Genomic DNA, 8,112 nt, shown 5'->3' with positions numbered 1-8,112 from the left:
CCGGGGTGCCGGGGTCTTTGTCAGCCTCGCCCCCACCGATTACCCGATCGGCAAGCGCACCCGTTTTCATCGCAATATCGAGGCCACCGGACGGCTGGCCCACAAGCACCCGCTTCGCATCGAGACCCGCGCCTGCAATGCCACCGAAGCCACGGCGCTGCGCCTGACCCCCGGCGACCGGGTCACGGTCTATGAGGGGCTGTCGATGTCCGGCAAAGCCACACTGGCGCATTTCGAAAGCATCTTTCCCGCCGACCGCCTGCCCGGTATCGCCCGCACATTCGCGACGGTCACCTCGGTCACGCAGGCGCTGGCCGCCAACGGCGTCGCCGATTACACCCGCCGCGACACCCGGATTTCGGCTGAACTGGCCAGCGCCACCGAAGCCCTGCATCTTGGCATCCGCGAGGGCGATCCGGTGCTGCGCTCGGTGGCGGTCAACGTCACGGCGGATGGCACCCCGATTGAATACGGCATCACCTGCTTTGCCGGGTCGCGGGTGACGCTGACCGTGTCCAGCGCCTGAGACACTCAGGCGTATTTTTCGAGAAAGGCCTCGATCGGCAGATTGCGGAAATCCTCTAACCGCGCCCGCAGCGTGTCATGGTCCCAATCCCACCACGCCAGTTCCATTACCCGGTCGGCAATGGCGCGCGGAAACCGCTCGCGGAGCGGCCGGGCCGGGATACCCGCGACGATGGAATAGGGATCGACGTCCTTGGTCACCACCGCCGAGGCCGCGACAACCGCGCCGTGGCCGATCGTGACCTCGGGCTTGATGACAGCGTTATGGCCGATCCAGGTGTCATGCCCGATCCGGGCGATCCGCGAGGCGCGATGGTCAAAGAACGCCTCATCCAGCGGCGCGTCAGGCCAGTAGTCGTTCGAGCGATACAGAAAGTGATGCAGCGAGGCCTGATTCATCGGGTGATCCGTCGGACCGATCCGCGAGAAAGCGGCGATATTGGCGAATTTGCCGATCCGGGCGTTGGCGATCTCGGCGTAGCGGTCGCAATAGGAATAATCGCCGAATTCGGTGAACAGCACGCGGCTGCCTTCGCCGATTTCAACGAATTTCCCGCAAGTCACCTCATGCAGATGCACCCCGTCATGGATCAGCGGCTCGACCCCCAGTTTGGTCATGTCAGACATTCCTTTTATATCGGCAAAACCGCCCGGACCCGCGCGTCAGGCGCCCTTGATCAGCTTGCGGCGCAGCCAGCCCGAAACGCTGTCCATCGCCATCACCATCAGCACCACGAGGATGATGTAATAGGTGACCTCTTCCCAATCCTTCTGGGTGATCATCGCCTGCGTCAGCAACAGCCCGATACCGCCACCGGTGATCGCCCCGATGATGGTGGCGCTGCGGGTGTTGGATTCGAAGAAATACAGAACCTGACTCAGCAGCACCGGCGTCACCTGAGGGATCACCCCAAAGCGATAGCGATGCGGGATCGCCGCCCCGGTCGACGCAACACCCTCGATCTGTTTTCCATCCACGTTCTCAAGGGCTTCCGAGAACATCTTGCCGAACGATCCGGTGTCGGTCAGCAGGATCGCCAGCGCCCCGGTCAACGGGCCGGGACCAAAGGCGCGGGACAGAATGATCGTCCAGATCAGGCCGTCGATGCCTCGGAACAGATCGAACACGCGGCGCAGCGCAAAGCGGATGCTTTGCAGCCGGGCAAAGTTCCTGGCTGCCAGAAAGGCCAGCGGCAGCGCGATGATTGCTGCGCCGAAGGTGCCCAGAAACGCCATGAGCACGGTTTCAAACAGCGCCCAGGCGACCTGCGAATGGCCCCACATCTTGTTGTGCCAGAAATCCTGCGCCGCCCCGACGATATTAAGCCGCGCCGGATCAATCCGTTCGCCAAACAGGATGTCAGTCAACGACGTCCCGTAATAGGGGCTGTCGAGGGTGAAAAAGAACAATTCCCAGCCGGTGAAATAGTTAAACACCTCGGTCTTGCTGCGGGTCAGGGAAATCCGGCCCTCGTCCGTGGTGATGGTCATGCGGGTTTCCGACAGGCTGATCCAGTCGGGCACTTCGCCGGTCAGATTGGTCACGATCAACCGACCGTCCAGATAGGCCGTGATCTCGCCATAGCCGGGCACGATCACCGACAGCCGGTTCTCGGGCAGAAAGCTGACCTCATAGCCCGCGCCAAGGTCGATCAGCGTGGTCTGACCGGCGAATGTAACCCAATCCGGCCCCTGCCCGTCCGGATAAGCACCCTTGCGTTCGCCCTCGATCGCGACCGAGGTCTTGCCGCTGCGGTTGTCACGGGTGACATGGGTTTTATAGCTATACATGTCAGACACAAGGATCGCGGCATTATCAAGACGCGCCCGCGCGGCCAGCCCCATGATATCAAAGGCAAAGAAGACATAGACCAGATAGGCGATCACCAGAACCGGCGCGGCCAGAGCAACCAGTTTTTTCCGCAGGAACAGCCGGTCAATGTCGTGTTTCAGGCTGGGTCCGGCGATGACATCGGTGGGCATTAGCGGCCTCGCTTTCCGACAAGGTGATTGCGGATATGGCCGGACAGTTGGTCGAAGAGGGTGATCGTGGCCAGAAGCAGGATAAAGATCGCGGCGGCCTCGTCATATTTGCCCTGCCCCCAGGACATGGCGTTCTTCAACTCGTATCCGATGCCGCCCGCGCCGACGAACCCCAGAATGGCCGAGGCGCGGATATTGATTTCAAAGCGCAACAGCGCATAGCTGAAATAGTTCGGCGCGACCTGCGGGACGATGCCCAGATACATGCGCTGTCCCCATGTGGCGCCAACCGAATACAGCCCTTCAACCGGCTTGAGATCGGCGTTTTCGTTCACTTCCGAGAACAGCTTGCCCAGCGCGCCCGAGGTATGAAAGGCAATCGCGATCGCGGCGGGCATCGGGCCTCCGCCCAGAATGAAAATCAGAACCAGCGCGATCACGATCTCGGGCACCGCCCGCATGATATCCATGATCCGCCGGAACAGCGGGATCAGCCGCGGCCAGCGCGCCAGACCGCGCGTTGATAGCATCGACAGAACCGTGCCAAGGATCGCGCCCACCAAGGTCGAAACCGCCGCGATGTTGATCGTCTCGACCAGCGCCGGGAAATAGGTCAGCAAATGCCCGGGCAACTGATCCAGCTTGGGCACGGTATCGGCCCAGACATCGGCGGGGAAATCGAAAATGTTCAGAATGCCGTCCCAGAACCCGCCGGCGTTGCGGCTGTCGGCCAGCATGAACCCTGAAACAAGCAGCAGCGCGAACACTGCAAACATGATGCCGCCATACATCCGCTTGCGCTTTACCAGCGCCAGATACTGCGCGCGAAAATCCTGTTCGACATAGGCCATTGGGGTGTCCCTGAAAAAAGCCCCGCCGCGAACTGCGGCGAGGCTTGGGCTTTGCAACCTGCGCTTAGTTCGATTTCGCCTTACGGGCGGCGATGATCGACAGGTAGTTTTCATGGGTGATCGGTTTGAAGCCCAGCGATTCACCGGCGGAAATGTTGTAGGTGCATTCCTTGTCGGTTTCATACAGGCCGTCGATCAGCGCGGTCATCTTGGCTTTGACATCGGCGGGCAACGATTTGCGCAGAACAACCGGGCCTTCGGGGATCTCTTTCGAGCGCCAAATCTCGGTCAGGTTGTTCATGTCGATCAGACCGGCATCAACCGCCTTGCGCAGGGCGCCCGAGTTGAAACCGTCTTCCCATTCGCCCTGGCCATCGGCCCAGGTCACGCCGGCGTCGATATCGCCATTGTTCACGGCGACGATGGTTTGTTCGTGGCCGCCGGTGAATTTGACTTCACCGAAATAAGCGCCGCTTTCCATGGTGATGCCGTCTTTGTATTGCGGGATCTCGATCGAGGGGATCAGGTAGCCCGAGGTCGAGTTCGGATCGCCAAAGCCAAAGACTTTGCCCTTCATATCGTCCAGCGAGGTGATGCCGCTGTCCTTGCGCGCGAACCCGATCGAGTAATAGCCGATCGACCCGTCTTCGTTGACCTTGACCAGAACCGGCTCGACCGCGTCGGGGTCGGTCAGATAGGTTTTGGCATAGCCCGAGGCCCCCAGCCACGCCATGTCAAGCGTGCCACCCAGCAGGCCTTCGATCACACCGGCATAATCGGCCGGGGCAAACAGTTTCACCGGAACGCCCAAGGCATCTTCGGCATAGTTTTTCAGGCATTCGTGGTTGGCCAGACGGTCCTGAGCGTTTTCACCGCCCAGAATGCCGATGTTAAAGCCTTCAATACCCTCGGCATTGACGGCACCCGCCAAAGCGGTGGTCGCAAGTGCGGCAGCAAGTAGTTTATTCATCGTTCTCTCCAGTCGTTGAAACCCGCAGGCTTTCGGTTTTGCGGGCAGAAAGGTTGTCGGGAAAAACCTCGGGGCGCGGCGCCTCATGCCGTGACCTTGGCGATACGGACCTTTTCGCGGTCGATCGGCGGATGGTCGCGGATCTCGGTCGAGGTCGCGGCTTCGGAAAAATCTGCGCCAGCGCCATAGATGTCGCGGGCAACGCCGGTGGTCAGCTGCGCAGGCGTGCCGTCGAACACGATCCGCCCGTCGCGCATCCCGATGATCCGGTCGCAATAGCGGCGGGCGGTATCCAGCGTATGCAGGTTGGCGATGACCAGACGCCCGTCCTCGTCATGGATGCGGCGCAGGGTCTCCATCACGGTCTGGGCGTTCATCGGATCAAGCGAGGCGATCGATTCGTCCGCAAGGATGATCTTGGGGTCCTGCATCAGGGCGCGGGCAATGGCGACGCGCTGTTGCTGGCCGCCCGACAGGGCCTCGGCGCGCTTGGCGGCGTGCTCGGCGATGCCCAGACGCTCAAGAATGTCGATGGCCTTGTGGACGTCAGCGGTCGGGAACAGGTTGAACATGGTGGCCAGCGTCGAGCGGCGGCCCAAAGTGCCATGCAGCACGTTCGACACCACATCCATGCGCGGCACCAGATTGAACTGCTGGAAAATCATTGCACAATCGGATTGCCACGCGCGCCGGGCATGTCCGGTCAGTTTCAGAACGTCGCGCCCTTCGAACGACAAAGCGCCCGAGGTCGCGTCGGTCAGGCGGTTCACCATGCGCAACAGCGTGGATTTCCCGGCGCCCGAGCGGCCGATGATGCCGATCATCCGGGGCTTTTCGACGCGAAATGACGCGCGATCGACAGCAGTGCTGGTCCCGAAAGTCTTCGTCACGTTTTCGACAACAAGCATTTTCGTCCCCTTAAAGCCTGCGGCGAAATAAGGGCGATTCCCAAAAACAAACGTGACAGTCCGACTATGGTTTTGTGACAATCACAGCCGGGCATGACCCGGGACCGGGGGTACATCGCGCTTTTGGAGGGGAAAATGCAGGTGCGGCGCCAGCTAAGGCGCGAAAAGATCAGGGCTTTCCCGCCCTAAGATCGGCGCCGATGCCAGAGCGGCATGTCCTTGACGGCCTTGGTCGCTCCTGCGTGACAGGGGCGGCACGACGCACCGGAAACCCGGCCTGCCGGGGGTTTTCGGTTCAGATGTGGGATAATATCTGTCCGGCTAAACCCGGATCAGCGGGCGTAGCAGTGCGACTTCTGGCCGAACCCAGCCGGCGAACAAACCCAACTGCCCGAGCCCAGCGACACTTTCTGCGACACGCGCACCACTTCCTGCGGTTGGCTGTCGCGCTTGGCCAGCCAATCGAACCGGGTCTTGCCGACGCCAGCCACCGATTTCACCGCGGTGGTCGCGGGCTTCAGCGGCACAACCGGCGCTTCGGCGAAAGCCGGCGATGCGATGGCGAACGCGGCGGCTGCGGCAACGGAACACAGAACGGACCGTTTAAGGGAGCTTTTGAACATTCTGAATTCCTTTCACTGCTTCGATAGGGTCTCGACAGGAGATCGGCCGTTCTGGCGCTTACTGTCGGGGGCCGAGGTTTCGTTGGTAAATGCGGAAACGCATTAAACCCGTCAACAATTTCTTTTTTGCGGCCGTAAAGTGGCGGAAATATGACCAATGCCCATGGAAAAGGCGCGCGAACCGGGGTCCGCGCGCCTGATTTTCCAAGCTGAACCGGATCAGTTCAGCACTTGGTTCTTCACACGCCAGTCCGGCATGCCGAATCCCTGCGGCCACGGATAGACCTCGGGGAAGTTGAAATAGACCACGCCGACAAGCTGCGGATAGTCGTCTTTGACCTGACGCACCGCGTTCTTCCAAAGCTCGACGTAATCAAGGTTGCCGACATATCCCAACTCGGCCACGACCACCGGCTTGCCAAAGGCGGCGGCGCGTTCATAGCGGGGCGCGAAGATCTCGTCGAAGGACCGGTTATGGCCGTATTTCGCCTGATCCCACGCTTGCAGGCCGAACACCGTCAGACCGATCAGGTCGGCATAATCGTCACCCGGATAGTATTTCGCCATCTCCTCGTCGCCCAGCGGCGACCACATGACGGAAATATCCGGCGCCGAGGCGCGGCAGACGTCGATCATCCGGCGATAGGCCTGGATATAGGTGTCGGGGTTCCACGCGGCCCAGATGAACTGACCGCTTTTGTCGTCCATCTCATGCGCAAAGCGCAGGGTGACCGGGCTTTTCAGCCGGCCCAGAACCTCGCAGACGGCGGTCATGTTCTGATCATATTGACCGCGCTCGATGCCACGGCGCAGGTATTGCGCTGTGTTGCGCTCGCTCCGGGACCAGGTCCAGGGTTCCAACGTGACCAGAAGCGCGCGGTTGCGCTCAAACGCGTATTCGTCCGCGTCATAAAGCGTGTCCAGATAGACGTCCTCCCATGGCAGGAACAGGTGTTCGATCACCACCCCATCCAGAGGGGCAAAATCGCCGTCAGGATCGTAGACGCCGAACGGAACCTCGCCCGGCGGAACGGCCTGAGCCACCGCAGCGCCCGACGCCAAAGCAAGGGACAATGCAGACGCTGAGGCCAATTTGCTCAGTGTTTTTGAAACGTTACGGATCATTGTTCAGGTCTCCTTGTTGTGAGGTTTCTGTCTTTATTCGGCCCACCATGGAATGAACCGGACGCGGATATCGTCCGGGCCGCCCATACCTGCGCCAGAAACCGCATACTGCACACGCACTATCCCTACAGAATCGAGCCCAATCGCCAGCGCATGAAGGCTTTCTTCTGCTCTCATTATAAACCCTGAGAAAAACACCACTATGATCAGGGTTAAGGTGGACACATCCCGGACAAGTATTTTTCGAGCGGTGCCCAATCGGCCCCGTGCCCGGCTCAGCTGCGACCCAAGTGCCACGGCCAGCAGGACGGAATAGAAAAACGTATTGAACAGCGACAGCAGGTAGAACCCGCGGGCCTCGGTCACGTCCGACACCAACAGCACCGGGATCGCCGCGCCAATCGCCAGAACCGCATAGACCACGATGACCTTGCCCGGCAGCGGCCGGTTCATCTCGGCGCCCTTGGGGGTGATGCGGAAATCAACGAACGTTCCGGTGATCCAGTTGTGCACCGCCATCAAACAACCCCACAGCACCCAAGGCCATTGCATCATCAGGAACAGCGCCTTTTCCCATGCCAGAACCTTGGCGGTCTTGGGGCGCAGAAAGCCGTCGCTTTGAATCGCATAGGCGAACAGGATCATGATTCCGACCGGCGGCAGCGAATGCCCAAGGAAGGCCGGATAAGTCACGTCAGCAATGCGGATATCAAAGGTCACCGCAAGGATTGGCACCAGATACATCATCGACATGGAAATGGCGAAAATCAGATACCAGGTCTGGCACAGCAGAAACAGCAGCTTCAGCCGCAGCGGCATCTGCGCCAGATAGCGCCGGGAATGGCGCAGCAACAGCACCAGCAGCGACCGCGACCATTGGAATTCCTGCGTCGCCAGATCGGCCAGCGTATCCGGACCCAGACCATAGGCGATGGCATCAATAGCGTGAACACCACGCCAGCCAGCGGCCGAGATCAGCATGGTTGTCGAATGATCCTCGGCCAGTTCCGGCCCCAGCCCGCCCGCCTCTTTCAGCGCCTTGGTGCGAACTGCGTAATGCGAGCCGATGCACATCGGCGTCAATGCCGCCGAATATCCGGCCTGAAACACACCGTGAAACGCGGCCT

At 60.6% G+C, this 8,112-nt stretch carries 9 protein-coding genes; 1 reads left to right on the top strand and 8 read right to left on the bottom strand.

The window, feature by feature from the left end:
* Positions 1-526, top strand: a 526-nt coding sequence (locus ABYW26_RS07250) for a GntR family transcriptional regulator (protein ID WP_372604107.1), incomplete at its 5' end; no start/stop codon positions are given.
* Between the two features lie 5 nt (positions 527-531).
* Here the strand turns inward: ABYW26_RS07250 and ABYW26_RS07245 are convergent.
* From ABYW26_RS07245 to ABYW26_RS07210, 8 genes are all read right to left on the bottom strand, one after another.
* A complete protein-coding gene (locus ABYW26_RS07245; protein WP_372604106.1) occupies positions 532-1,143 on the bottom strand; it encodes a chloramphenicol acetyltransferase in 612 nt (203 codons plus the stop codon).
* A gap of 45 nt (positions 1,144-1,188) precedes the next feature.
* On the bottom strand, positions 1,189-2,508 hold the full coding sequence (gene phnE / locus ABYW26_RS07240; protein WP_372604105.1) for a phosphonate ABC transporter, permease protein PhnE: 1,320 nt from the start codon (positions 2,506-2,508) through the stop codon (positions 1,189-1,191).
* A complete protein-coding gene (gene phnE / locus ABYW26_RS07235; RefSeq protein ID WP_372604104.1) occupies positions 2,508-3,359 on the bottom strand; it encodes a phosphonate ABC transporter, permease protein PhnE in 852 nt (283 codons plus the stop codon). Before phnE (ABYW26_RS07235) ends, phnE (ABYW26_RS07240) begins: the two co-directional genes overlap by 1 nt.
* A 64-nt stretch (positions 3,360-3,423) precedes the next feature.
* Entirely contained in the window at positions 3,424-4,329 is a 906-nt protein-coding gene (gene phnD / locus ABYW26_RS07230; protein WP_372604103.1) for a phosphonate ABC transporter substrate-binding protein, read from the bottom strand.
* A gap of 83 nt (positions 4,330-4,412) precedes the next feature.
* Entirely contained in the window at positions 4,413-5,237 is an 825-nt protein-coding gene (phnC, locus tag ABYW26_RS07225) for a phosphonate ABC transporter ATP-binding protein (RefSeq protein ID WP_372604102.1), read from the bottom strand.
* A 332-nt stretch (positions 5,238-5,569) separates the two neighbouring features.
* On the bottom strand, positions 5,570-5,860 hold the full coding sequence (locus ABYW26_RS07220) for a hypothetical protein (RefSeq protein WP_372604101.1): 291 nt from the start codon (positions 5,858-5,860) through the stop codon (positions 5,570-5,572).
* 219 nt (positions 5,861-6,079) lie between these two features.
* Positions 6,080-6,985, bottom strand: coding sequence for a glycoside hydrolase family 26 protein (locus ABYW26_RS07215; RefSeq protein WP_372604100.1), 906 nt, complete (start codon positions 6,983-6,985; stop codon positions 6,080-6,082).
* A 33-nt stretch (positions 6,986-7,018) separates the two neighbouring features.
* Positions 7,019-8,112, bottom strand: a 1,094-nt coding sequence (locus ABYW26_RS07210; protein ID WP_372604099.1) for a glycosyltransferase, incomplete at its 5' end; no start/stop codon positions are given.

Origin of the sequence: Actibacterium sp., assembly GCF_041584535.1 — a bacterium.
In the GTDB taxonomy this organism is placed as follows: Bacteria; Pseudomonadota; Alphaproteobacteria; order Rhodobacterales; family Rhodobacteraceae; genus Actibacterium_D.
Note: the sequence above shows the minus strand (reverse complement) of the source record. Positions and strands in the feature narration are given on the sequence as shown.